Annotated in this window: 20 protein-coding genes; 14 read left to right on the forward strand and 6 right to left on the reverse strand. The window is 73.1% G+C overall.

The window, feature by feature from the left end; genetic code table 11:
* Positions 1-230 precede the first annotated feature (230 nt).
* The 9 genes from ACWEF6_RS34905 to ACWEF6_RS34945 all read left to right on the forward strand — a co-directional run bounded on the left by ACWEF6_RS34905 (position 231) and on the right by ACWEF6_RS34945 (position 11,497).
* Positions 231-1,775, forward strand: coding sequence for a UDP-N-acetylmuramoyl-L-alanyl-D-glutamate--2,6-diaminopimelate ligase (locus ACWEF6_RS34905; RefSeq protein WP_449686865.1), 1,545 nt, complete (start codon positions 231-233; stop codon positions 1,773-1,775).
* Positions 1,772-3,274, forward strand: a complete 1,503-nt coding sequence (locus ACWEF6_RS34910) for a UDP-N-acetylmuramoyl-tripeptide--D-alanyl-D-alanine ligase (RefSeq protein ID WP_449686834.1) — start codon at positions 1,772-1,774, stop codon at positions 3,272-3,274. Before ACWEF6_RS34905 ends, ACWEF6_RS34910 begins: the two co-directional genes overlap by 4 nt.
* A complete protein-coding gene (gene mraY / locus ACWEF6_RS34915) occupies positions 3,271-4,353 on the forward strand; it encodes a phospho-N-acetylmuramoyl-pentapeptide-transferase (protein ID WP_043785144.1) in 1,083 nt (360 codons plus the stop codon). Before ACWEF6_RS34910 ends, mraY begins: the two co-directional genes overlap by 4 nt.
* A gap of 1 nt (position 4,354) precedes the next feature.
* Positions 4,355-5,761, forward strand: a complete 1,407-nt coding sequence (murD, locus tag ACWEF6_RS34920; RefSeq protein ID WP_449686835.1) for a UDP-N-acetylmuramoyl-L-alanine--D-glutamate ligase — start codon at positions 4,355-4,357, stop codon at positions 5,759-5,761.
* On the forward strand, positions 5,748-7,250 hold the full coding sequence (ftsW, locus tag ACWEF6_RS34925) for a putative lipid II flippase FtsW (RefSeq protein WP_449686836.1): 1,503 nt from the start codon (positions 5,748-5,750) through the stop codon (positions 7,248-7,250). The genes murD and ftsW overlap by 14 nt, the downstream gene beginning before the upstream one ends.
* Positions 7,247-8,371, forward strand: coding sequence for an undecaprenyldiphospho-muramoylpentapeptide beta-N-acetylglucosaminyltransferase (gene murG, locus ACWEF6_RS34930; protein ID WP_449686837.1), 1,125 nt, complete (start codon positions 7,247-7,249; stop codon positions 8,369-8,371). Before ftsW ends, murG begins: the two co-directional genes overlap by 4 nt.
* Positions 8,364-9,752 carry a UDP-N-acetylmuramate--L-alanine ligase gene (gene murC, locus ACWEF6_RS34935; RefSeq protein WP_449686838.1) on the forward strand — a complete coding sequence of 463 codons (1,389 nt, stop codon included), beginning with the start codon at positions 8,364-8,366 and terminating at the stop codon, positions 9,750-9,752. The genes murG and murC overlap by 8 nt, the downstream gene beginning before the upstream one ends.
* 4 nt (positions 9,753-9,756) lie before the next feature.
* Positions 9,757-10,587 carry a cell division protein FtsQ/DivIB gene (locus tag ACWEF6_RS34940; protein WP_449686839.1) on the forward strand — a complete coding sequence of 277 codons (831 nt, stop codon included), beginning with the start codon at positions 9,757-9,759 and terminating at the stop codon, positions 10,585-10,587.
* A 76-nt stretch (positions 10,588-10,663) separates the two neighbouring features.
* Positions 10,664-11,497, forward strand: coding sequence for an NAD(P)H-binding protein (locus ACWEF6_RS34945; RefSeq protein WP_449686840.1), 834 nt, complete (start codon positions 10,664-10,666; stop codon positions 11,495-11,497).
* 3 nt (positions 11,498-11,500) lie between these two features.
* On the opposite strand, the gene ACWEF6_RS34950 is transcribed toward ACWEF6_RS34945, so the two are convergent.
* The gene (locus ACWEF6_RS34950; protein WP_449686842.1) at positions 11,501-12,670 is read right to left on the reverse strand and encodes an MFS transporter; all 1,170 of its coding nucleotides are present in this window, start codon (positions 12,668-12,670) and stop codon (positions 11,501-11,503) included.
* A gap of 78 nt (positions 12,671-12,748) precedes the next feature.
* Between ACWEF6_RS34950 and ACWEF6_RS34955 the strand changes: the two genes are divergently transcribed.
* The 4 genes from ACWEF6_RS34955 to ACWEF6_RS34970 all read left to right on the forward strand — a co-directional run bounded on the left by ACWEF6_RS34955 (position 12,749) and on the right by ACWEF6_RS34970 (position 15,478).
* Complete coding sequence (locus ACWEF6_RS34955; protein WP_449686844.1) at positions 12,749-13,282, forward strand: CGNR zinc finger domain-containing protein; 534 nt, start codon at positions 12,749-12,751, stop codon at positions 13,280-13,282.
* Positions 13,283-13,466: 184 nt separating this feature from the next.
* Positions 13,467-13,721, forward strand: a complete 255-nt coding sequence (locus ACWEF6_RS34960) for a hypothetical protein (protein WP_449686845.1) — start codon at positions 13,467-13,469, stop codon at positions 13,719-13,721.
* A 76-nt stretch (positions 13,722-13,797) separates the two neighbouring features.
* Complete coding sequence (locus tag ACWEF6_RS34965; protein WP_449686846.1) at positions 13,798-14,751, forward strand: RNA polymerase subunit sigma-70; 954 nt, start codon at positions 13,798-13,800, stop codon at positions 14,749-14,751.
* 178 nt (positions 14,752-14,929) lie between these two features.
* Positions 14,930-15,478, forward strand: a complete 549-nt coding sequence (locus ACWEF6_RS34970; protein WP_449686847.1) for a phosphoribosyltransferase family protein — start codon at positions 14,930-14,932, stop codon at positions 15,476-15,478.
* Here ACWEF6_RS34970 and ACWEF6_RS34975 read toward each other — a convergent pair.
* Together ACWEF6_RS34975 and ACWEF6_RS34980 are read right to left on the reverse strand one after the other, a co-directional pair.
* A complete protein-coding gene (locus ACWEF6_RS34975) occupies positions 15,465-16,436 on the reverse strand; it encodes a MerR family transcriptional regulator (protein ID WP_449686848.1) in 972 nt (323 codons plus the stop codon). The two genes, ACWEF6_RS34970 and ACWEF6_RS34975, sit on opposite strands and share 14 nt — an antisense overlap.
* Positions 16,430-17,071 carry a HEAT repeat domain-containing protein gene (locus ACWEF6_RS34980; protein ID WP_449686849.1) on the reverse strand — a complete coding sequence of 214 codons (642 nt, stop codon included), beginning with the start codon at positions 17,069-17,071 and terminating at the stop codon, positions 16,430-16,432. The genes ACWEF6_RS34975 and ACWEF6_RS34980 overlap by 7 nt, the downstream gene beginning before the upstream one ends.
* 78 nt (positions 17,072-17,149) lie before the next feature.
* Here ACWEF6_RS34980 and ACWEF6_RS34985 point away from each other — a divergent pair, with 78 nt between their 5' ends.
* Positions 17,150-18,046: a LysR family transcriptional regulator ArgP gene (locus ACWEF6_RS34985; protein WP_449686850.1), complete on the forward strand. Its 897-nt coding sequence runs from the start codon at positions 17,150-17,152 to the stop codon at positions 18,044-18,046.
* 189 nt (positions 18,047-18,235) lie between these two features.
* Here the strand turns inward: ACWEF6_RS34985 and ACWEF6_RS34990 are convergent, their stop codons facing one another.
* The 3 genes from ACWEF6_RS34990 to ACWEF6_RS35000 form a co-directional block, all read right to left on the reverse strand.
* Positions 18,236-20,497, reverse strand: a complete 2,262-nt coding sequence (locus ACWEF6_RS34990) for an AAA family ATPase (protein ID WP_449686851.1) — start codon at positions 20,495-20,497, stop codon at positions 18,236-18,238.
* Between the two features lie 171 nt (positions 20,498-20,668).
* The gene (locus ACWEF6_RS34995) at positions 20,669-22,204 is read right to left on the reverse strand and encodes a GH25 family lysozyme (RefSeq protein WP_449686852.1); all 1,536 of its coding nucleotides are present in this window, start codon (positions 22,202-22,204) and stop codon (positions 20,669-20,671) included.
* Positions 22,205-22,232: 28 nt separating this feature from the next.
* Positions 22,233-23,600, reverse strand: a complete 1,368-nt coding sequence (locus ACWEF6_RS35000; protein WP_449686853.1) for an FG-GAP repeat domain-containing protein — start codon at positions 23,598-23,600, stop codon at positions 22,233-22,235.
* Positions 23,601-23,676: the final 76 nt, after the last annotated feature.

Consider the following 23,676-nt stretch of genomic DNA (forward strand, 5'->3'; position numbering starts at 1 on the left):
GTAAGGCGGGTTCTAACCCGCCTTACCACTCACGACCGGCGGCGGCAGAGTGTCCACATGAGCTGGCGGCGGGGAAACCGTTGCGGGGCAACGAGGTCGGGAACGGCGCCTAGCACATGTGCCTCAGCCGCGCGCAATCGCCGTACCGCGTGCGGGGGCCCGGAACGGCCGCCGGTAGCCTCTTGGCCGTGTCCGTGTCCTCGTCCAGTTCCCCGGTGCCGGAAAGCCCGGTGAAAGCGGTCCCCGCACCGCCGCGCCCGGCGCGCATCGTCCCGGTCCCGCTGGCGACGCTGCTCGCCAGGGCGGACGCCCGCCTCATCGCCGGCTCGCCCGACGCGGCCGAGCTCACCGTCACCGGCACCACGCTGCGCGCGCAGCACGTGCTGCCCGGTGACCTCTTCGCCGCCCTCCCGGGCGCCCGCGCCCACGGTGCCGACTTCAGCGACCAGGCGGTCGCCGCCGGGGCCGTCGCGGTGCTCACCGACGCCGCCGGCGCCGAGCGGCCCGCCCTGCGCGACGCCGGCGTCCCGATCCTGGTGCACGCCGACCCGCGCGCCGCCCTCGGCGAGATCGCCGCCTGGATCTACGGCGAGCCCTCGCTGCAGCTGTCCGTCCTCGGCGTCACCGGCACCTCCGGCAAGACCACGACGTCCTACCTGGTCGACGCGGGCCTGCAGGCGGCCGGCCTGACCACCGGCCTGATCGGCACGGTGGAGACCCGGATCGCCGGCGAACGCCTGGTCAGCGGCTTCACCACGCCCGAGGCACCGGACCTGCAGGCGCTGCTCGCGGTGATGCTCGAGCGCGGCGTCACGCACGTGCCGATGGAGGTCTCCAGCCACGCGCTCGCGCTGGGCCGGGTCAACGGCACCCGGTTCTCGGTCGGCGCGTTCACCAACCTGTCCCAGGACCACCTGGACTTCCACAAGGACATGCAGGAGTACTTCGCCGCGAAGTCGCTGTTGTTCGACGGCCGCTCGACGCACGAGGTCGTCGTGGTCGACAGCGCGTGGGGCCAGGCCCTGCTGACGCCGCAGACGATCACCGTCACCACCGATCCGGGCACCGACGCCGCGTGGAAGGCCACCGACCTGGAGGCCACCCCGCAGGGCGAGCAGACGTTCACCCTGCACGGCCCGGACGGCGTCCGCGCCGCCGCCCGGATCCCGCTGCCCGGCGAGTTCAACGTCGCCAACGCCGTCCTCGCCGCCGCGATCCTGAGCACCGCCGGGGTGAGCCTGGAGCACATCGTCACCGGGCTGGCCCAGGTGCAGGTGCCGGGCCGGATGGAGCGCGTCTACGTCGGCCAGGAGTTCACCGCGGTCGTCGACTACGCCCACAAGCCGGCCGCGGTCGCCCAGGGCCTGGACGCGCTGCGCGCCCGCACCGACGGCCGGATCATCACCGTCCTCGGCTGCGGCGGCGACCGGGACACCGCCAAGCGCCCGATGATGGGCGAGGCCGCGGCCCGCCGGAGTGAAGTCCTGATCGTCACCGACGACAACCCGCGCTCCGAGGACCCGGCGGCGATCCGGGCCGCCATGCTGGCCGGCGCCCGCGCGGTGGGGCCCGCCGAGGGCGGCGAGGTCATCGAAATCGGCGACCGCCGCGACGCCATCGCGCACGCCGTCGCGCTGGCCGAGCCGGGTGACATCGTCTTCCTCGCCGGCAAGGGGCACGAGTCCGGCCAGGAGGCCGGCGGTGTCGTGCACCCGTTCTCCGACCGCGACGAGCTGGCCGCGGCCATCCGCAACAAACTCGAGGTGAGTGTGTGATCGTGCTCAGCCTGGCCGAGATCGCCGACGTCGTCGGCGGCCGGCTGCACCGCGCCGAGCCGGGCGCGCAGGTGACCGGCACCGTGGAGTTCGACACCCGGAAGCTCACGCCCGGCGGCCTGTTCGTCGCCCTGCCGGGCGAGAAGGTCGACGGCCACGACTTCGCCGCGCAGGCCGTCGAGGCCGGCGCGGTGGCCGTGCTGGCCGCCCGCGAGATCGACGCGCCCGCGATCGTCGTCCCGCCGCCGGCCGCGGGCGAGGCCCACGAGCGGTCGGTCGCGCTGACCGGCGACAAGGACGGCTCCGGCGCCGCGGTGCTGGCCGCGCTGGCCAAGCTCGCCCGGCACGTCGTGCAGCGCCTGGCCGAGGGCGAGCTGACCGTCGTCGGCGTCACCGGCTCCTCCGGCAAGACCTCGACCAAGGACGTCATCGCGCAGCTGCTCGAGCCGCTCGGCCCGACGATCGCGCCGCCCGGGTCGTTCAACAACGAGCTCGGCCACCCCTGGACGGCGCTGCGGGCCGACGCGCAGACCCGGCACCTGGTGCTGGAGCTGTCCGCGCGGGGTCCCGGCCACATCGCCCACCTCGCCGAGATCGCGCCGCCGAAGATCGGCGTCGTGCTCAACGTCGGCAGCGCGCACGTCGGCGAGTTCGGCTCGCGCGAAGGCATCGCGAAGACCAAGGGCGAGCTCGTCGAGGCCCTGCCCGAAGACGGCGTCGCGATCCTGAACCTCGACGACCCGCTGGTCGCGGCCATGGCGAGCCGCACGAAGGCCCGGGTGGTGTTCGTCGGCGAGAGCCCGTCCGCCCAGGTCCGCGCGGAGAACATCACCCTCGACGACGAGGCCCGCGCGTCCTTCCGGCTGATCACCCCGGCCGGCGAGGCCGACGTCAAGCTGCCGCTGCACGGCGAGCACCACGTCGGCAACGCGCTCTCGGCCGCCGCGGTGGCCCTGGAGCTGGGCGTGCCGCCGGCCGAGGTCGCCGAGCGGCTCTCGGCCCTCGAACGGCGCTCCGCGCGGCGCATGGAGGTCGTCACCCGGCCCGACGGCGTCACGATCCTCAACGACTCCTTCAACGCCAACCCCGAGTCGATGCGGGCCGGCCTGAAGGCCCTCGCCGCGATGACGCGGGAGACCGGCCGCCGCTCGTGGGCCGTGCTCGGCGTGATGGGCGAGCTCGGCGCGGACTCGGTCACCGCCCACGACGAGATCGGCAGGCTCGTCGTCCGGCTCAACATCGCCAAGCTCGTGGTCATCGGGCCCGAGGCGGCGGCCATGCACCAGGGGGCGCACCAGGAAGGCTCCTGGGGCGAGGAGTCCACTCTGGTACCCGACGTCGAGGCCGCCGCCGCCCTGCTGCATGATCAGCTCCGCCCCGGGGACGTGGTGCTGGTCAAGGCCTCCAAGGCGGCCGGCCTCTGGCGGGTCGCCGAAGCCCTGCTCGAACCCCGGGAAACCGACAACTCCGAGAATCGCTCGAACGGTGGTGACGCGTGATCAGCATCCTGATCGCGGCCGCGGCGGGCCTGCTGATCTCCATCCTGCTCACGCCCTACCTCATCCGGGTCTTCTCCCGGCAGGGCTTCGGCCAGGAGATCCGTGAGGAAGGCCCCCAGGGACACAAGTCCAAGCGCGGTACCCCGACCATGGGCGGTGTCGCGATCATCATCGCGATGGTCGTCGGGTACTTCGCCGCACACCTGATCAACTGGATGTTCAACTCCCGCAGCGGCGCGCCGACGGCCTCCGGGCTGCTCGTCCTGATGCTCGCGGTGGGCCTGGGGATCGTCGGGTTCCTCGACGACTTCATCAAGATCCGCAAGCAGCGGAACCTGGGGCTCAACAAGACCGCGAAGCTCGTCGGGCAGCTCGTCGTCACCATCGCCTTCGCGGTGCTGGTGCTGAACTTCCCGAACGAGCACGGCATCACGCCGGCGTCGGAGAGCCTCTCCTACGTCCGCGACCTCGCGCTGATCACCTTCCCGTCGGTGATCTTCGTGATCTTCTGCTACATCGTCATCTCCGGCTGGTCGAACGCGGTGAACTTCACCGACGGCCTCGACGGCCTGGCCGGCGGCGCGGCGGCGATGGTGCTGGCCACCTACGTGGTCATCTCGTTCTGGCAGGAGCGGCTGTCCTGCGCCAACGCGCCGGCCGCCGCCTGCTACGACGTCCGCGACCCCCTGGACCTGGCCGTGGTCGCCGCCGCGGCGACCGGCGCCTGCGTCGGGTTCCTCTGGTGGAACGCGGCCCCGGCGAAGATCTTCATGGGCGACACCGGCTCGCTGGCCCTCGGCGGCCTGGTCGCCGGCCTGTCCATGACGACCCGCACCGAGCTGCTCGCCATCGTCATCGGCGGCCTGTTCATGGTCGAGATGATCTCGGTGGTCGCGCAGATCGCGGTGTTCCGGACGACCCGGCGAAGGCTGTTCCGGATGGCGCCGTTCCACCACCACTTCGAGCTCGCCGGCTGGGCCGAAACCACGGTGATCATCCGGTTCTGGCTGCTCTCGGCGATCTGCTGCATGTTCGGGCTGGGCCTGTTCTACAGCGAGCAGCTCGGTCTCGGCGGCTGACATGGAGATCGCCGGTCGTCACGTTCTCGTCGCCGGGGCCGGGGTCACGGGCAAGTCCGTGGTGCCGGTGCTGGTCGAGCTGGGCGCGCGCGTCACCGTCACCGACGGCAACGCCGGGCGCCTGGCCGAGCTGGAGGGCCTCGGCGCCGAACTGGTGCCCGGGCTGACCGAGCCACCTGAGGGAACAGCGCTCGTCGTCACCAGCCCCGGCTGGCGGCCGACGTCGCCACTGCTGGTGGCGGCGGCCGAGGCCGGGATCGAGGTCATCGGCGACGTCGAGCTGGCCTGGCGGGTCGGGCAGCTGCGCGAGCACCCGCCGTGCTGGCTGGTCGTCACCGGCACCAACGGCAAGACGACCACCGCCGGCATGCTCGAGTCGATCCTCAAGGCCGCCGGGGCGAACGCCGTGGCCTGCGGGAACATCGGGTACGCGGCGCTCGACGCGGTTCGCGCCGGCTACGACGTGCTGGCCGTGGAGCTCTCGAGCTTCCAGCTGCACTGGTCTTCGACGCTGGCCCCGGACGCCGCCGTCGTGCTCAATCTGGCCGAGGACCACATCGACTGGCACGGCTCGATGGCCGAGTACGCGGCCGCCAAGGGCCGCGTCTACACGCGGGCCAAGGTCGCCGTGCACAACGCCGACGACGACTGGTCGACCCGGATCGCCGCCGAGCACGCGCCCGAGAGCGCCCGCCGCGTCGGCTTCCAGCTCGACACCCCGCGCGCCGGCGAGCTGGGCGTGGTCGAGGACCTGCTGGTCGACCGCGCTTTCGTCGCCGACCCGGCGAACAGCGCCGAGGAGCTCGCCACGCTGTCGGACGTCCGCCCGGCGGGCCCGCACAACGTCGCCAACGCCCTGGCCGCGGCCGCGCTGGCCCGCGCGCACGGCGTCACGGCCGACGCCGTGGTGAAGGGCCTGCGCGAGTACCAGCCGGCCCCGCACCGGGCCGTCGAGGTCGCCGAAGTGGCCGGCGTGCGGTACGTCAACGACTCGAAGGCGACCAACCCGCACGCGGCCGCCGGATCCCTGCGCGCCCACGCGAACATCGTGTGGATCGCCGGGGGCCAGCTCAAGGGCGCCTCGGTCGACGAACTCGTGAGCAACATCGCCGGCCGCCTCCGCGGGGTCGTGCTGCTCGGTGTCGATTCACCCGTGATCGCCGCCGCGGTTGCGCGACACGCGCCGGATGTCCCGGTGAACAGCCTCCGTCCGGGTGACGATGAACCCATGACTGCGGCGGTGAGTGCGGCCAGCGCGATGGCCCGGCCAGGTGACGTGGTGCTGCTGGCACCCGCCGCGGCGTCGTTGGACATGTTCTCGAGCTACGGCGAGCGCGGCGACGCGTTCGCCGCGGCCGTGCGTGTCCTCCGCGACGACGCAGCGGGGGAGCCGAGTGACGACAGCTGAGACCAAGCCCGCACCGCCGCCGAAGCGGCCGCGCCGCGAGCGCAAGGAGAGCGGCTTCGTCGCGTTCCGGACCGCGCTGACCGCGTGGCTCTCCCGGCCGCTGGCGTCGTTCCACCTGGTGCTCGCCCTCACCGGCGTGCTCACCGTGATCGGCATCGTCATGGTGCTCTCGGCGTCGTCGGTCGCCTCCTACAACCCGAAGACCGGCAGCGGCGTGTATTCGCTGTTCGTCAAGCACCTCGTGTTCGTCGCGCTCGGCTCGTTCGTGTTCTGGCTGGGCCTGCGGGTCAAGCTGGAGCGGATCCGGCGGATGTCGGCCACCGCGACGGTGATCTGCCTCGGCCTGCTGGTGCTCGTGCTGACCCCGCTCGGCTCGACGGTCAACGGTTCGCAGGGCTGGTTCAAGATCGGCGAGTTCACCTTCCAGCCGGTCGAGGCCGCGAAGGTCGCGCTGGCCTTCTGGGGCGCGCACATCCTGGTGATCAAGTACAACGTGATCCACCAGTGGCGGCACCTGCTGGTGCCGGTGGTGCCGATCGCGCTGCTGATGTTCGCCCTGGTCATGCTGCAGCCCGACCTCGGTGGCACGGTCACCCTCGCCGTCGTCCTGCTCGCCCTGCTGTGGTTCGCCGGCGCCCCGAAACGGCTGTTCGGCGTCATCCTGGCCGGTGGCCTGGCCGGGGTGCTCGTGCTGGCCGTCATCGCGCCCTACCGGCTCGCCCGGGTGATGTCGTTCCTCTCGCCGGACGCCGACGTCAGCGCCGAGGGCTTCCAGGCCAACCAGGCCAAGCTGGCGCTCGCCGACGGCGGGCTGTTCGGCAAGGGCCTCGGCCAGGGCGCGGCCAGCTGGAACTACCTGCCGAACGTGCAGAACGACTTCATCTTCGCCCTGATCGGCGAGGAGCTCGGCCTGGTCGGCTGCGTCGTCGTGCTCAGCCTGTTCGCCGGCGTCGCGATCGTGGGCTTGCGGATCGCCACCCGCAACATCGACCCGTGGATCCGGATCGTCTCCGGCACGCTGACGGTGTTCCTGGTCGCCCAGGCCGGCATCAACATCGGCTACGTCGTCGGTCTGCTGCCGGTCACCGGCGTCACGCTGCCGCTGATCTCCTACGGCGGCACCTCGCTGGTGATCACCATGCTCATCATGGGCGTGCTCGCGAACGCCGCCCGGCACGAACCGGAGGCGGTGGCCGCGCTGCGCACACAGGGGCCGGGTAAATTCGGGCGTCTGCTGCGGCTGCCCGCGCCCGACCCGTACCGCCCGCCCGCCACGCGCAAGGCGGCGGGGCGGAGTGGGGCGAAGGCGGCCCGGCCGGCGCCCCGTGCGGCCCGGCCCGCCCCGGCGCAGGAACGACGCAGGTCGGTCCGCGAACCGGTGCGCCGCAGCGCGGCACGGACGAGCACGGCCACGTCTCGCGGCGGGGCCGCGCGGACAACAGCGAGCCGTGGTACCCGGAGTACCGCGAACCGGAGAGGTCATAGGTGAGTAAGCCCGTCAAGGGAACCGAGCGGTCGGCCACGGGCAAGGCGCCCGTGGTGGTGGTCGCCGGAGGTGGCACCGCAGGACACATCGAACCCGCCCTCGCCCTGGCCGACGCCGTCATGCGGCTGCGACCGGACGCGAAGGTCGTCGCGCTCGGCACCGAGCGCGGCCTGGAGAACAAGCTCGTCCCGGCCCGCGGCTACCCCCTCGAGCTGATCCCGCCGGTGCCGCTGCCCCGCAAGCCGACCCCGGAGCTGGTCAAGCTGCCGCTGAAGGTCCGCGACTCGGTCCGCAAGACCCGCGAAGTGCTGGAGCGCGTCGGCGCGGACGTCGTCGTCGGCTTCGGCGGGTACGTCGCCCTGCCCGCCTACCTGGCCGCGCGCGGGCGCGTCCCGATCGTCGTGCACGAGGCCAACAAGTCGGCCGGCCTGGCCAACAAGGTGGGCGCGCGGTTCGCCCGCCGGGTGGCGGTGGCCGTCCCGGGGACGACGCTGCCGAACGCCGAGGTCGTCGGGATCCCGCTGCGGCGGTCGATCACGGCCCTCGACCGGGCCGCGCTGCGAGCCGAGGCCCGCGCGTTCTTCGACCTCGACCCGGACGCGCCGACGCTGCTGGTCTTCGGCGGTTCGCAGGGCGCGCAGTCGATCAACGCCGCCGTGTCCGGCGCGGCGAAGGAGCTCGCGGACGCCGGGGTCGGCGTCCTGCACGCGCACGGCCCGAAGAACACGCTGGTCGTGCAGGAGTTCCCGGGCAAGCCGGCGTACGTGCCGGTGCCGTACCTGGAGCGGATGGACCTGGCCTACGCCGCCGCCGACGTCGCGATCTGCCGCTCCGGCGCGATGACCGTCGCCGAGGTGACCTCGGTCGGGCTGCCCGCGGTGTTCGTCCCGTTGCCGATCGGCAACGGCGAGCAGGCCACCAACGGCCGTCCGGCGGTCGACGCCGGGGCCGCGCTGATGATCGACGACGCCGACCTCAGCCCGGCCAAGGTCGCCGAGGTCGTCGTCCCGCTGGTCACCGACGCCGACCGCGTCGCGAAGATGGGCGCGGCGGCGGTCGGCATGGGCCACCGCGAGGCCGACGAGACCCTCGCCCGGATCGTCCTGGAGGCCGCCGGTGCCTGACCTGCCTGAAGAACTGCGCCGGGCGCACCTGATCGGGATCGGCGGGGCCGGCATGTCCGGCATCGCGCGGATCCTGCTGGCCCGCGGGGCTTTCGTGTCCGGTTCGGACGCCAAGGAGTCGCGCGCGCTGCTGTCGCTGCGGGCCCAGGGCGCCGAGCTGTTCGTCGGCCAGCGGGCGTCCAATGTGGACGAACTGGCCGAGCCGCCGTCGGCCGTGGTCGTCTCGACGGCGATCAAGGAGACCAACCCCGAGCTGGCCGCGGCACGCGCGGCGGGCATCCCGGTGCTGCACCGGGCGCAGGCGCTGGCCGGGCTGATGGAAGGCCACCGCGTCGCCTGCATCGCAGGCACGCACGGCAAGACGTCGACGACCTCGATGCTCACCGTGGCGCTGCAGCACTGCCGGCTCGACCCGTCGTTCGCCATCGGCGGCGACCTCAACGAGTCCGGCGCCAACGCCCACCACGGCGAGGGCGGCATCTTCGTCGCCGAGGCCGACGAGAGTGACGGCTCGTTCCTGACGTATTCGCCGTCGGTCGCGGTCGTGACGAACGTCGAGCCGGACCACCTGGACCACCACGGCACGGCCGAGGCCTACACCAAGGTGTTCACCGAGTTCGTGAGCCGGATCGTGCCGGGTGGGCTGCTGATCGTCTGCGCCGACGACGCCGCGGCGGACGACCTCGGCAAGCAGGCCGAGGCGCTCGGTGTCCGGGTCCGGCGCTACGGCCGCACGGCCACCGACGCGCGGATCCTGGACTACGTGCCGGCGCCGGACGGCGGGGTGGTGCGGCTGGCGCTGGACGGCTCCGAGCTGTCGGTGCGGGTTGCCGTGCCGGGTGAGCACATGGCGCTGAACGCCGTGGCGGCGTTGCTGGCCGGGATCGAGCTGGGCGCGCCGGCGCTCGAGCTGGCCGAGGGGCTCGCGGCGTTCGGCGGCGTCCGGCGGCGCTTCGAGTTCAAGGGCCGGGCCGGCGACGTCCGCGTCTACGACGACTACGCCCACCACCCGACCGAGGTGGCCGCGCAGCTGCGCGCGGTGCGCACGGCGGCCGGGTCCGGGCGGGTGATCGTGGTGTTCCAGCCGCACCTGTACTCGCGGACGAAGACGTTCTCGGCGGAGTTCGCGGCGGCGTTGTCGCTGGCCGACGAGGTCGTCGTGCTGGACGTCTACGGCGCGCGCGAGGAGCCCGAGCCGGGCGTCACCGGCGCCCTGATCGCGGACCAGGTGACGACGTCGGTGCGGTACGAGCCGGCGTTCGACGTCGCCGCGCCGCTGGCGGCCGGGCTGGCCGAGCCCGGCGACCTCGTGGTGACCATGGGCGCCGGGGACGTGACGCAGCTGGGGCCGGAAATCCTCGCCGAGCTGGACAAGCGCTGAGGCCATGAGTCCGACCAGGGAACGCCGTCCGCCGGAAGAAGACGCGCCGGATCGGGCGGCCCTGGCCCGGCAGCGGCGGGGGCGGCGCTCCGAGGAGGAGCGCCGCCGGACCCGCGCCGCACGCGCCAAGCCGTCGCCGCGCAACCGGCCCAACCGGCAGGTGGAGATCCGCCGCCGGTGGGTCGCGCTGCTGTCGGTGCTCACCGTGGTGGCGCTGGTCTACCTGCTGTTCTTCAGCTCGATGCTCGGGGTGCAGGAGGTCGCGGTCAGCGGGTCGCGCACGGTCGCGGCCGACCAGATCCGCACGGTGGCGGCGGTCCCGGCGGACAAGCCGATGCTGCGGCTGAGCACGGACGACATCCGCGACCGGGTGGCGGCGATGCCGGGCATCGCCACGGTCGAGGTGTCGCGTTCGTGGCCGAACACGGTCGAGATCACGGTGACCGAGCGAACGGCGATCGCGTTCTTCGACAGCGGCCCGGGCGGCGACGGCGTGCACCTGGTCGACGGCGGCGGCGTGGTGTTCAAGACGGTCGCGGCCCGGCCGCCGGGCCTGCCGGAGCTCAAGCTGCCGAAGGTGTCGGCGGACGACCCGGTGACGCGCGCGGTGACGGCGGTGCTCGGGGTGATCCCGGAGCAGCTGCTCAAGCAGGTCACGACGGCGACGGCGAAGACGCCGGCGAGCGTGGAGTTCACGCTGGCCAACGGCAAGATCGTCCGCTGGGGGACCGCGGAGCAGACGGACCGCAAGGCGAAGGTCCTGGCGGCCCTGCTGACCCAGGACGGCAAGGTCTACGACGTCGCGGCGCCGGAACTGCCGACCATCACCTCCTGAATTTCCTTTTCCCGTGCACCCGGGTTCTCGTATGCCGTACGATCTCGTACGGCATACGAGAACGAGGAGGGTGCTCATGACGATCCTGGTGACGGGTGCGACCGGCAACGTCGGCCGGCTGGTGGTCGACGAGTTGCTGGCCGCGGGGGTTTCGGTGCGAGCGCTGACCGTCGATCCCGAACGCGCGCAGCTGCCGCCGGAGGCCGAGGTGGTCGTCGGGTCGCTCGCGAGGCCGTCGACGTTGCCCGTCGCGCTCAAAGGTGTCTCGTCGGTCTACCTCGCCCCGATGGCGCGGACCGTCCGGCGCTTCTGCGAGCTGGCCTCCGGAGCCGGTATCGAACGAGTTGTCGCCTTGTCGGGCAGCAGCATCGGGGACGAGCACGAAGGCTCCAGCGGCCACGAGTACGCCGCCGTCGAGGCCGCGGTCCGGGAGGCCGGGTTCGCCTGGACCTTCCTGCGGCCCGGCGTGTTCATGAACAACACGCTCGACTGGGCGCCCATGGTCCGGGCGGGCGAGACGGCGATGGCCTACGGCGACGCGACGCAGACGCCGATCGACCTCGGTGACATCGCGGCCGTCGCCGCGCGGGTGCTGACCACCGACGGGCACGTCGGCGCCACGTATGTCCTCAGTGGACCGGAGGCGATCACCCTGCGCGGGCAGGTCGGGACCCTGGCTTCGGTGCTGGGCAAGGACATCCGGTTCCGCGAGCTGACGCCGGCGGAGCAGCGTGCGCAGTGGATCGGTTACGGCGTCCCGGAAGACGCCGTCGGCTGGCTGCTCGAAGGCTTCGCGGAAACCCTGCGGCACCCGCAGGTGCCGACCGGCGTCGTCGAGGACCTGCTGGGCCGTCCGGGAACGACGTATGCGCAGTGGGTCACGGCGAACCGGGCCGTCTTCGCAGGCTGAGCGCTAGACGCGGGTGCGGGTCATCCCGGCCAGGCCGAGCAGCGGCAGCACGCCGGCGAAGACGACGACCGCCGTCCAGCCGCCCAGGTGGAAGGCGATCGAGCCCGCCTGGGAGCCGATCGCGCCACCGATGAAGAACGTGCCCAGGTACACGCTGTTGACGCGGGCGCGGGCCGAGGGGTCGAGCTGGTAGATCACGTGCTGGCCGGTCACCAGTGTCGCCTGGACCGCCGTGTCGATGGCGATCGCCGCGATCGCCAGCAGGATGACGCTGTGCGCGCCGAACCCCGCGAGGGCGAACGCGGCCGCGCAGAGCACGAAGGCGGCCGCGGTGAGCCGCCGGCCGTGGCCGTGGTCCGACCAGCGTCCGGCAAGGGGGGCCACCGCGGCGCCGGCCGCGCCCGCCAGGGCGAACAGGCCCACGCCGAGCTGGGAGTAGTTGAACGGCGGCGCGGTGAGGACGAACGCGATGGTCGTCCAGAACGCGCTGAACGCACCGAACATCGCCGACTGGTAGAACGCTCGGTGGCGCAGCGCCGGGTGTTTGCGGGCCATGGCGAAGGTCGAGCGGAGCAGCTCGCCGTAGCGGACGTCCGTCTTGGGCGCCCGGGGCGGCAGGATGAACCGCAGCACGACGGCGAGCGCGGCCATCGCGCCGGCCGAGATCAGGAACACGACGCGCCAGCTCGTCACCTCGGCGAGCAGGCTGGCGACCACCCGGGAGAGCAGGATCCCGAACAGCAGCCCGCTGACGACGCGCCCGACGATCCGGCCGCGGATGGCGTCGGGCGACAGGTCGGCGGCGAACGGGATGAGGATCTGCACCACGACCGACGCCGCCCCGACGGCCAGCGAGGCGAGGAGCAGCACGGCGAACCCCGGCGCGATCCCGGTGCCGACCAGCCCGGCGCAGGCGACGGCGAGCAGCGTCGCGACCAGGCCGCGGTTCTCGAGCCGGTCGCCGAGCGGGACGAGCAGCAGCATCCCGGCGGCGTACCCGATCTGGGTCGCGGTGACCACCCCGCCGGCCGCGGCCTCGCCGACGCCGAACGTCTGCCGCAGCTCGGCGAGCAGCGGCTGGGCGTAATAGAGGTTGGCGACGGTCAGTCCACAAGAGACGGCCAGGAGAAGCACGAGCCAGCCGGGCGGGGCCTTCTGTTCGGTCTTGGTCATGCGTGCCCCCAGGAGTGGAACCGGTTTGATCGGTTCCGAAGGTACCAGTCAAACCGGTTCCGGCGTACTGTGACCCTTATGACGGACAGATTCCGCGCGGGAGCGGGCCGCCCGTGCCTCGACTTCATCCGGACCCTGCGGTACCGGGGGACCCCGTCGGAGACGGAGGAGCTGCCGGACGCGGCGGCGTGGGGAGCGTGGATCGACCGGTTCGGCCCGTTCGCCACCCCGGTCCGGCCGGAATCGGCCGAGGAAGCGCGTGCCGTCCGCGAGGCGATCCACGAGCTGCTGACGGCTTCGGTGCGCCCGTCGACCCGGCAGCGGCTGAACCGCGTTGCGGCGCTGCCGGTGCCTGCGCCGTTGCTGACGCCATCGGGCGAACTGCGCTGGCAGGCCGCGGACCCCGCGTCGGCGATGCTCGCGGTGCTGGCCCGGGACGCCGTGGAGCTGGTGACGTCGCCGGAGTTCGCGCGGGTCCGGCGGTGTGAAGGGGCCCGGTGCGGGGCGTTGTTCCTGGACACCTCCCGGCCGGGGACGCGGCGGTGGTGCTCGATGGGGGTCTGCGGCAACCAGGCGAAGAAGTCGACTTATCGAGCCAAGGCCGTCCGATAAGTCGGGCAAACACCCGACGACACGGGCGCTGCCCGCTCCTAACGTCCTGATCCGGACGAAGGGAGCGGCAAAATATGTCGAACAAAGCCGTCATCAGCCTGTCGACGGGCCTCGAGGACGCGGAAAAGGTGACCGTCGCGTTCCTGGTCGCGGTGGGGCCGCCGAGACCGGGCGCGAGACGCTGATGTTCCTGACCAAGGAGGCGGTCCGGATCGCGCTGGCGGGCACCGCCGCCGGCGCCGCGTGCGACGGCTGCCCGCCGCTGGCCGACCTGGTCAAGCGCTACGAAGCCGCGGGCGGCCGGTACTACGTGTGCCCCATCTGCTTCACCGCGAAGCACCTCGACGCCGGCAGCCTGATCGACGGCGCGGAGCTGAACGGCACCATCCCGCTGTGGAAGTGGATCGGCGACGAAGCGGCGACGACGTTCAGTTACTGAACCGGCCCGGTGATGAGTTCCCGCGCTCGCCGCCGTCATACCTGCGACGGCCACGACGAGGCGGAAGGATGACGGGATGAGTGCGGACACGGACACGCGGCTGGAGGAGCCGGCGTTCTCGGGACTGGCGGAGCGGCACCGGCGGGAGCTGCACGTGCACTGCTACCGGATGCTGGGGTCGTTCGAGGACGCCGAGGACACCGTCCAGGAGACCTTCCTGCGCGCCTGGCGGCGGCGGGAGACCTTCGAGGGGCGGTCGACGTTCCGGGCGTGGCTGTACCGGATCGCCACCAACGCGTGCCTGGACCTGCTGGCCCGCTGCCGCCCGGAGCCGGCGGCCGGGGGTGAGGTGCCGTGGCTGCAGCCCTACCCGGACCGGCTCCTGGACGAGCTGCCCGCCCTCGGTGCGGACGAGCCGGAGGCCGTCGCCCTCGCGCGGGAGACGATCGAGCTGGCGTACCTGGTCGCGGTCCAGCACCTGGCGCCGCGGCCCCGGGCGGTGCTGATCCTGCGGGACGTGCTCGGCCGGCCGGCGAAGGAGGTCGCGGAGCTGCTCGGGGACTCGGTCAACTCCGTGAACAGCGCGCTGCAGCGGGCCCGCGCGGGCATGCGGGAGCACCTGCCCGCCGAGCGCCAGGACTGGACCGGCGGCGAGGAGGACGCCGGCACGCGCGAGCTGGTGCGCCGCTACACCGAGGCCAGCGTGGCCCTCGACGTCGGCGGGATCGCCGCCCTGCTGCGGGAGAACGTCCGCTGTTCGATGCCGCCGACACCGGGCCTGCACCTCGGCCGGGACGTGGTGGTGCGGAACTGGGTCGAGGACGGGTTCGAGCAGCTGACGGGCTTGCACGGCGTCCCGACGTCGGTCAACCGGCAGCCCGCGGTCGCGTTCTACCTCCGGCGGGAGGGGGCGTACCGGCCGTTGACGATCGATGTCCTGCGCGTCAGCGGCGGGGCGATCACCGAGATCACCACGTTCGACGCCGGGCGGTTCCCGGTGCTCGGCCTGCCGGAGCGCCTGCCGGGATAGGCCTGCTGGGGCCGGCGGCACTCCCGCCGGGTGCGGCCGGCGGGTAGCGGCCAGGGGTGCGCCATGCCGCCTCCGCGCCGCGGCGTGTCGGGGAGCTTGCCGGGACCGGCCGCCGGACCGCCCGGCGGGCGGGAAATCCGATTGCCCGCGAAGGCCCGCGGGCGCGACCATCGGCCACGTGCTGGTGGAAGAGGTGAAGTCCGGGCTCCGGCGTGCCTTCACCTGGCGCGGCGATCGCCCGGACGACGGCTACTACGCCGACGTGACCGGGTGGTGGCGGCGGCCGGAGTTGCTCGCCGGCCTGGGGCCCGCGCTGGCCGGGCTGTTCGCCGACCGGCGGCCCACCGTCGTGCTGGGGCCGGAATCCCGCGGCTGCCTGCTGGGGCCGCTGGTTGCGCTGCACCTGGAGGTCGGGTTCGTCGAAGTCCGCAAGGACCGCGGGCCGTCGGCCGACAGCGAGGCCTGGCTGCAGCGGACCACCCCGCCCGACTACCGGGACCGCCACCTCAGGCTCGGCTTCCCCAAGGACCTGCTCGACGGTGGCGATCGCGTGCTGTTCGTCGACGACTGGATCGAGACCGGGGGCCAGGCCCACAGCGCCCGCCTCCTCACCCAGGACGCCGAGGCCACCTGGCTCGGCGTGGCGACCGTGGTGGACGGGTTGCGCAGCAACCAGGTGCGACGACAGCTGAACGTCCGGTCGCTGCTGCACGTCAGGGAGCTCTGATCGCGGTGGCCAGCAGGGCGACCGCCCGGTCCTCGTCGCCGGTCAGCCGCTGCAGGATCTCCTGGGCCAGGTCTCCCGGCAGCTCCGCCAGCGCCTGAGTCACGCGCATCCGCACCGGAGGAGCCCCGGCGAGTTCCCCGGCCAGTGCCTCCAGGATCCGCGCACCCTGGTCCGGCTCCCGGGCCAGCACCCCCAGCACTTCCGCCGCCTCGACGTCGTTGGTGCCCTCGACCACCATCGCGACCAGCAGCGGCACCGCCCTCGTCTCGCCGCGGCCGCCCGACGCCAGCGCCGCGTGGCGGCGCACCTCCGGGTCCGGGTCGTCGAGGGCGCCCGCCAGCGCCGCGGTCGCTTCGTGGCCCGGGAGCTCGGCGACGGCCAGGACCGCGCGCCGCCGGATGGCCACCTCCTCCGAGCGCAGGCCGGTGGCCACCGCGGCCACCGCGTCGGCGCCCGCGCGGGCCAGCGCCCAGCGCAGGGCGCCGGCCACGTTCGGGTTCGCCTCCGTCAGCACCGCCCTGGCCAGCAGCGGGACGTCCTCGACCGGGGCCAGGGCGGCCTGCTGCCGGCGACCCGGACTCGGGGAACCGAGCCCGTGCAGGAGCCCGACCACGTGCAGGACGCCGTCCCAGCCCGCGGGGTCCGAGGCGTCGATCGCCCGGAGGCGGTCGAGGAGTTCGCGCTCGCGCGCCAGCCGTTCCTCGGTCCGCCGGATGAGGTCGCCGACCAGGGTGGCCGGGGTGAAGGCGGGATCGGCCAGGGCGCGGCCGATCTGCCGCAGCGACATCCCCAGCGTGCGCAGGCCTTCGACGTGGAAGATCCGGCGGATGTCCGCTTCGGAGTACTCGCGGTAGCCGCCCACGGTCCGGCCGGTCGGCCGCACCAGCCCGAGGGTGTCGTAGTGCCGCAGCATCCGCGTGCTCACCCCGGACCGGCGGGCCACCTCCCCGATCAGCACGCCGCGTCCGGCCCGAGTGCCACGACCCGTTTCGCCTCGTCGACGGCCAGGTCGAACCCGGCGTCCGGGTCCCGCACCAGCCGTTGCGTGGCCCGGGCGTGCGCCCGCACGTCCGGGTCGGTACTGGCGAGTCCCGTCGTCAGGGCGGACTCGGCCGCGTCACCGAGTGCGGCGAGAGCCCGGCTCAGGCTCAGCCGCACGGCCCGGTCGCCGCGGCCGAGCTGACGCGCCAGTTCCCGGGCCAGGCCCGGCCAGTCGCCGGGCGGCGCGAGCACGACAGAGGCACGCCAAGCGCTTCGCGCGACTTCGTCGTCGGGGTCGTGCAGCAGCGACGGCGTGATCGCGGGCCACGCCGTCCGGTCGCCGATCTTGGACAGCGTGTGCAGGGCCTGGCTGCGGGCCTGCGCCCGTCCGGACCGCAGTTCCGCGACGAGCTTGGGCACGGTGAGGTCCGCCGGGAGGCGGGTCAGCGCCCAGGTGAGCATGTCGCGCACGTAGAAGTCCGGCTCGACAGCGCAGCGGGCCACGAGCGCGTCGGCGAGCCCGGGGTCGGCTCGGGTGCCGGCCGCCAGCGCGGCCTGGAGCCGGGCCGACGAGTTGCCGGCGGCCAGCTGTGTGTCCACTACGTGTTCCATGGGAACCACCTCCTCCCGGCAGTGAAGACCTTGTCACAGTGTGAAGGTCAAGGGCGACGCCCTCTAGGATCGGGCCCCGTGATCGCCGAGCTGCCGTTGGACCAGGTCAGGACGTTGCTCGCGGTGGTCGACGCCGGGACGTTCGACGCCGCCGCGGCCGTGCTGCACGTGACGCCCTCGGCCGTGAGCCAGCGGGTCAAGGCCCTGGAACAGCGGACCGGGAGCGTGCTGGTGACCCGCACGAAACCGGTGCGCGTCACCGACTCGGGGCAGGTGGTGGTCCGGTTCGCGCGGCGGCTCGCGGCCCTCGAGCGGGACGCGCGAGCCGAGCTGGGCATGAGCGGCGAGCCGGTCCGCGTGCCGATCGCGGTCAACGCCGACTCGCTGTCGACGTGGTTCCTGCCGGCGCTGGCGGGGGTGGTCGCCGATCCGCCGATCTGCTTCGAGTTGCACCGCGAGGACCAGGAACACACCACGACGTTGCTGCGGGAGGGCCGGGTGATGGCCGCGGTGACGTCCTCGGCCGCGCCGGTGCAGGGCTGTTCGGTGCGCCCGCTCGGCGCCCTGCGCTACCTGCCGCTGGCCAGTCCGGCGTTCGCGGCGCGCTGGATGACCGGCGCGCTGCGGGCCGACCTGACGGCGGCGCCCGTCGTGCTGTTCGACGACCACGACGACCTCCAGGACGCGTTCGTGCGCCTCCTCGGCGGCGAGGGTGCGAGCCCGCTGCGGCACTACGTCCCGGCGTCGGAGATGGTGGTCGCGGCGGTGGAGGCCGGGCTCGGCTGGGGCATGGTGCCGGAGGTGCAGGCGGCACCCGGGCTGCGGGCGGGCGCATTGGTGCCGCTGGTGCGGGATCGGCCGGTGGACGTGCCGCTCTACTGGCAGCAGTGGAAACTGGACCTGCCCGCACTGTCCACAGTGGCCGAATCGGTCGCGGCCGCGGCGGCTTCTTCGTTGCGTGGCCCTGGGTCTTGAGGTTTCGGGCCGGCCTGGGGTGTTGGGCGGTGACGCGGCGCGGGTGGAGTGGCCGCGGGGCGTGGGCAGGCTGGCGCGGTGCGGGCGGGGCGGGCTTGGGCAGGCCGGCGCGGCGCGGGTGGGGTGGCGCGGGTGGGGCGGGCTTGCGCCGCGGGATGGCCGTCGCGAGTGGGCGGGCCGGTTTCCGGCTCAGGCCGGCATCAGGCGTTCGGCGGCGACGCCGGCCGGCGGGTCGGCGGGGTGGGGGAAGGCCGGCACCGAGACCGAGCGGCCGACGATGGTGGCGAGCTGGGCGCGTGAGCACAGCGCGAGCTTCTTGAAGATGCGCGCCAAATAGGTCTCCACCGTCTTGTGGCTCAGGCCGAGGGTGCGGGCGATCTGCTGGTTCGTCCGGCCGTCGCTGACCAAGCGGGAGATCTCGCGCTCGCGGCCGCTCAGCTGGGCCAGCTCCGAGGGCAGGTCCGCGTCGGCCGGCGTGTCCGGGACGCTGTCGCGGGGTGGGCCGTCGGGCTCCGGGTGCCGATTGTCGTCGAGGTGCTCGAGCAGGGTGGTGAGGCTGCCGAGGACGTAGCGGTGCCCGAACCGGGTGGCGATGGCGAGGGCCCGGTGGAGGTGCCGGCCGGCCAGGTCGTCGCGGGCGAGGGCGTGTTCGGCGCGGGCCAGCCAGTAGAGCGGGGTGACGTCGGGGGTCAGGTCCGCGTCGGACACGTTGGCCATCAGCGTCCTGGCCTTGAGCAGCTGGTCCTCGGCGGCCCGGCCGGCGGGGTCGGTCAGGGTGGCCAGGGCCAGCAGCAGGGCGCGCGGGCCCGCGTCGGCCGCCGGGTCGAGGTGGTCGGCCAGCGGGCCGGGGCCCGGCACGCCCTTCACGGACGAGAGGATCGCCAGGTCGGGGCCGGCGGTGGGGTGGCGGGTGCCGGCCGTGGTGGCGAGCAGGTCCGCGACCAGCCGCGCCTGGGTGCGGTGATCGCCGGGGTCGACGACCCGCAGCCCGATGCGGAGCACGTCGGCCGCGGCTTCGCGGTGGCCGTCCAGGTGCAGCGCCCGCGCGGCCCACAGCGCCGTCTCCGGGCCGTGCGCCACCTGGTCGAACAGGACGCGGGCGTCGGCGGTGCGGCCGGTGACCACCAGCGCGATGGCCAGCAGCGGGACGTGGTCGGCGCACACCGGGCCGCGGGCGTCCAGGGCCCGGCGCAGCCAACCGGCGGCGTCGGCCGGACGCTCCCAGCGCACCTCGCGGGCGGCCTCGACCAGGATTCCGGCCGCGTCGTTCTCCTCGACCAGCGTGCAGTTCGCCAGGTGGTGGGCGATCTCGGGCGCGGGCGCGTCCCGCTCGCGCAGCGCCGCGGCGGCCCGGGCGTGCGCGCCGAGCCGCCACGCCGCCCCGGCGGCCTGGTGCGCGGTCGCGCGCAGCAGCGCGTTGCGGAACCGGAAGGTGCCGGTGCGGCCCTCCACGCGCAGGATGTCGTGCGCGACGAGCTCGTCGATGGCGGCCCGGGTCGGGCCCTCGCCGCCGTCCACCACCGTCGCCAGCAGCCTGGTGTCGAACGATCCGCGCATCAGGGCCGCCGCGTGCGCGACGGCCCAGGTGAACGGGCCCAGCGTCCGGAACTCCCGCAGCGGCGACACCGGCAGTCCCGGCCCGCCGGGCCGGTCCGGGGTGTCCTCCGCCGTGGCCAGGGCGCGCAGCAGGCCCGGGTTGCCGTCCGCGGCGTCCAGCAGGGCGCCGCGGCGGACGGCGGGCAGGCCGGGCGGCAGGAGCGTGCCGAGGTAGTCCTCGGGCAGCGCGGGCAGCGTGATGTGCGCGACGCCGGTGCCGTCGAGCGCGGCCAGCAGGTCGCCGGCCGTCTGCCGGGGGCGCAGCGCGGTCACCAGCAGGACCGGCGCGTCCGGCGGGTGCCGGAGCAGGTGGGTGAACAGGTCGACCGACGCCGGGTCGGCCCACTGCAGGTCGTCGACCACCAGCAGCAGCGGTGCGCCGGCGCCGAGCCGTTCGAGCAGGGCGCGCACGGCGTGGAAGAGGTGCCGCAGCTCCGATGGATCGGTCGGCACGGCCGCGTCGGGCGCGTACTGGGCCAACGCCGGGTAGACGCCGGCCAGCCAGGAAATGTGGTACTTGGGGAAGCCGTCGAGCAGCGCCGGGTGCTGCGTGGTCAGCAGATCGTCGAGGGCGTCGGAGAAAACGCCGAAGGGCAGCGAACCGGGCAGGGGACCCGCCGCACCGCAAGCGACCGCCCAGCCGCGGGCTTTCGCGTGGCCGGCGAGCGCGGCGAGCAGTTCGGACTTCCCGCTCCACGGGTCACCGCTGACGCGCACCGCCCGGACACCGGGTTCCATGCCGTCCACGATGCCGGTGAGCCGGGCCAGTTCGGCCTCGCGGCCCCGTGCGTCGAACTGCCAGGGGACTCGGTGCGCTGGTCCGGTGGAGGCGTTGTGCCCGTGAATCGATGGCATACCTTGATCCCCCAGGATGTCGGTGTCCTCCCGATCGACAGTCTCGATGGCCTGCGACGATCATCCACTTGTACCACAGGATCCGCCGGGTGTCGTTGGTGTCTACTGTGGACTACCAACGTTGGTAGCCGGTGCCCCCGGCGGAGGCCGGGGGCACCAGCGGGAGGTGGCTCAGGCGAAGATCTGCCAGCCGGAGCCGATCTGGCTGCCGGTGCTGTACGGTGCGGTGTCGCTGCCGCCGTTGGTGTAGAGCCAGAGGGTTCCGTCGGGCTTGGTCGCCGTTATGTCGGCCCGGCTGTCGCCGGTGACGTCGCCGACCTGGATGCGGTCGAACTGGGCCCAGCCCACGCCGATCTGGGTTCCGGTGCTGTAGGGCGCGGTGTTGTTGCCGCCGTTGACGTAGAGCCACAGCGTCCCGTCGGGTTTCGCGGCGACGATGTCGGCCCGGTGGTCGCCGGTGACGTCGCCGCCGAGGATCCAGCTGAACTGCTCCCAGCCCACGCCGATCTGGCTGCCGGTGCTGTACGGCGAGGTGTTGTTGCCGCCGTTGGTGTACAGCCAGAGGGTGCCGTCCGGTTTGGCTGCCACCAGGTCGGCCCGGCCGTCTCCGGTGACGTCGGCCAGGGTGACGTGGCCGAACTGCTGCCACGCCGAACCGATCAACGTTCCGGTGCTGTACGGCGAGGTGTTGCTGCCGCCGTTGGCGTACAACCACAGCGATCCGTCGGGCTTGGCCGCGACGATGTCGGCCCGGCTGTCGCCGGTGACGTCGCCGGGGAGGAACCAGCTGAAGCTCTCCCAGCCGGTGCCGATCAGGCTGCCGCTGCTGTACGGCGCGGTGTTGCTGCCGCCGTTGGCGTATAGCGAGAGCGTCCCGTCGGGCTTGCGGGCCACGAGATCCGACCGGCCGTCCCCGGTGACGTCGCCGGCGGCGACCCCGTTCGCGCCGCCGCCCGAGCCGCCCGCGAGCGCGGCGAGCTGGGCCAGCGAGCCGTTGAAGACGTTGGAGTCGTGGGCCGCGCCCCGGCCGCAGGCGTCGATGTCGTACTGCCAGAACGTCCACCGGGTACCCCAGCCAGGCACCGACGGCGGCGACGAGTTGCAGCTGGCGATGTCGAGCGGGTACGCGGAGAACGCGGTGCTGCTGCCGGTGCACGGGTTCCACCAGTTGACGTTCGTGTAGATCATCGGCGTGCGGCCGATGCGGGCCTTGACCTGGTTGAGGAACGAGCTGATCCACGCCCGCATGTCGCTCTGGCCGAGGCCGTAGCAGTCGGGCAGGTTCAGCGAGCTGTACGGCCACTCCAGGTCGAGGAAGGGCGGCAGCGTCCGGCCGTCCGCCGCCCACTGCAGGTGGTCGACGAAGTAGTTGGCCTGGCCCGCCGGGTTCCCGAGGTCCGGGCGGGCGAACGCGTAGGCGCCGGTGTAGAGGCCGGCGTTCTTGGCGCCGTGGTAGTCCTGGTCGAAGTACGGGTTGGTATAGCTGGTGCCTTCGGTCGCCTTGACGAACGCGAACTCGTCGCCGGCCGCCTTCTGGTTGGCCCAGTTGACCGTTTTGCCGCCGGAGTGGTCGTGGCTGGAGACGTCGATGCCGTTGATGCCGTAGCCGGGCGGGAGAGCCGCGGCCGTGGTCTCCGCGGCGATCGCGGGCGCGGTTCCCCCGAAGAGGACTGCTCCGGCCAGCACCGCCAAGAGGTACTTGCGCATGGTGAGCTCCTGTGGAGAGAGAGGCCGGTCAGGCGAAGGTCTGCCAGCCGGAGCCGATCTGGCTGCCGGTGCTGTACGGCGCGGTGTCGCTGCCGCCGTTGGTGTAGAGCAGCAGCGTGCCGTCGGGGCGGGACGCGGTGATGTCGGCCCGGTGGTCACCGGTGACGTCGCCGACCTGGATGCGGTCGAACTGGGCCCAGCCGGAGCCGATCTGGCTGCCGGTGCTGTAGGGCGCGGTGTCGCTGCCGCCGTTGACGTAGAGCCACAGCGTCCCGTCGGGCTTGGCCGCCACGATGTCGGCCCGGTGGTCGCCGGTGACGTCGCCGCCGAGGATCCAGCTGAACTGCTCCCAGCCCACGCCGATCTGGCTGCCGGTGCTGTACGGCGAGGTGTTGTTGCCGCCGTTGGTGTACAGCCACAGGGTGCCGTCGGGCCTGGCCGCCACCAGGTCGGCTCGGCCGTCTCCGGTGACGTCGGCGAGGGTGACGTGGCTGAACTGCTGCCACGCGGAGCCGATCAGGGTTCCGGTGCTGTAGGGCGAAGTGTTGTCGCCGCCGTGGGTGTACAGCCACAGCGTGCCGTCGGATTTCGCGGCGACGATGTCGGCCTTGCCGTCGCCCGTGACGTCGCCGACGAGAAACCAGCCGAAGCCCTGCCAGCCGGTGCCGATCAGGCTGCCCATGCTGTACGGCGCGGTGTTGCTGCCGCCGTTGGCATAGAGCCAGAGCGTCCCGTCGGGCTTGCGGGCGACGAGGTCGGCTCGGCCGTCCCCGGTGACGTCGCCGGCGGCGACCCCGTTGGCGCCGGAGGACTGGTCGACGATGCGGTCGTAGCGGATGGCCGTGTAGGAGGCGACCTCGGACCAGGAGTCGAACCCGAGGTTGCCGTTGTTGTTGACCTTGTACGGGTTCTGCACGGTCTGGCCGGTGGAGTTGAAGGAGTAGACGTAGGCGCCCTGGCTGTGGTCGCCCTGGTTCTTCCAGAACGCGAACAGTTCCATGTGGCCGTCCGGGCCGCTGCCGTCGCTGTCGCGGACCATCGCGTCGCCGGGCCGCAGGTCGTCCCGCGCCACGACGTGCATTCCGTTGCCGTTCTGGGCTCTACTGAGGAATTCGTTGGTGATCAGGCTCGTGTTGAGGTGCCAGGTCATCGAAACGAGCCCGGAGCAGTCCCGGCGGTAGGTCTGCCCGCCGTCCGGGCCGGGGACGTGGGTGCTGGTCTGGGTGTAGGTGTAGCCCTGGTCCACCCAGTACTGCGCCCGATCGAGGACCTCGCCTCGCGAGATCGGGCCGTTGACGGCCGATGCGTGCGCCGTGCCCGGGACGGCGATCGAGACCGCGGTCAGTGCCGCGGTGGCGAAGGTGACGGTGAGCCGGGCGATCGTCTTGTTGGTCATGGCCACAGCGTCGGGACCCGTGCTGCAGGTTCTCTGCAAATCCGCCGGGAACCGCCATACAGCGGTTCTCTGGCGT

This window comes from Amycolatopsis sp. NPDC004772, assembly GCF_053601215.1.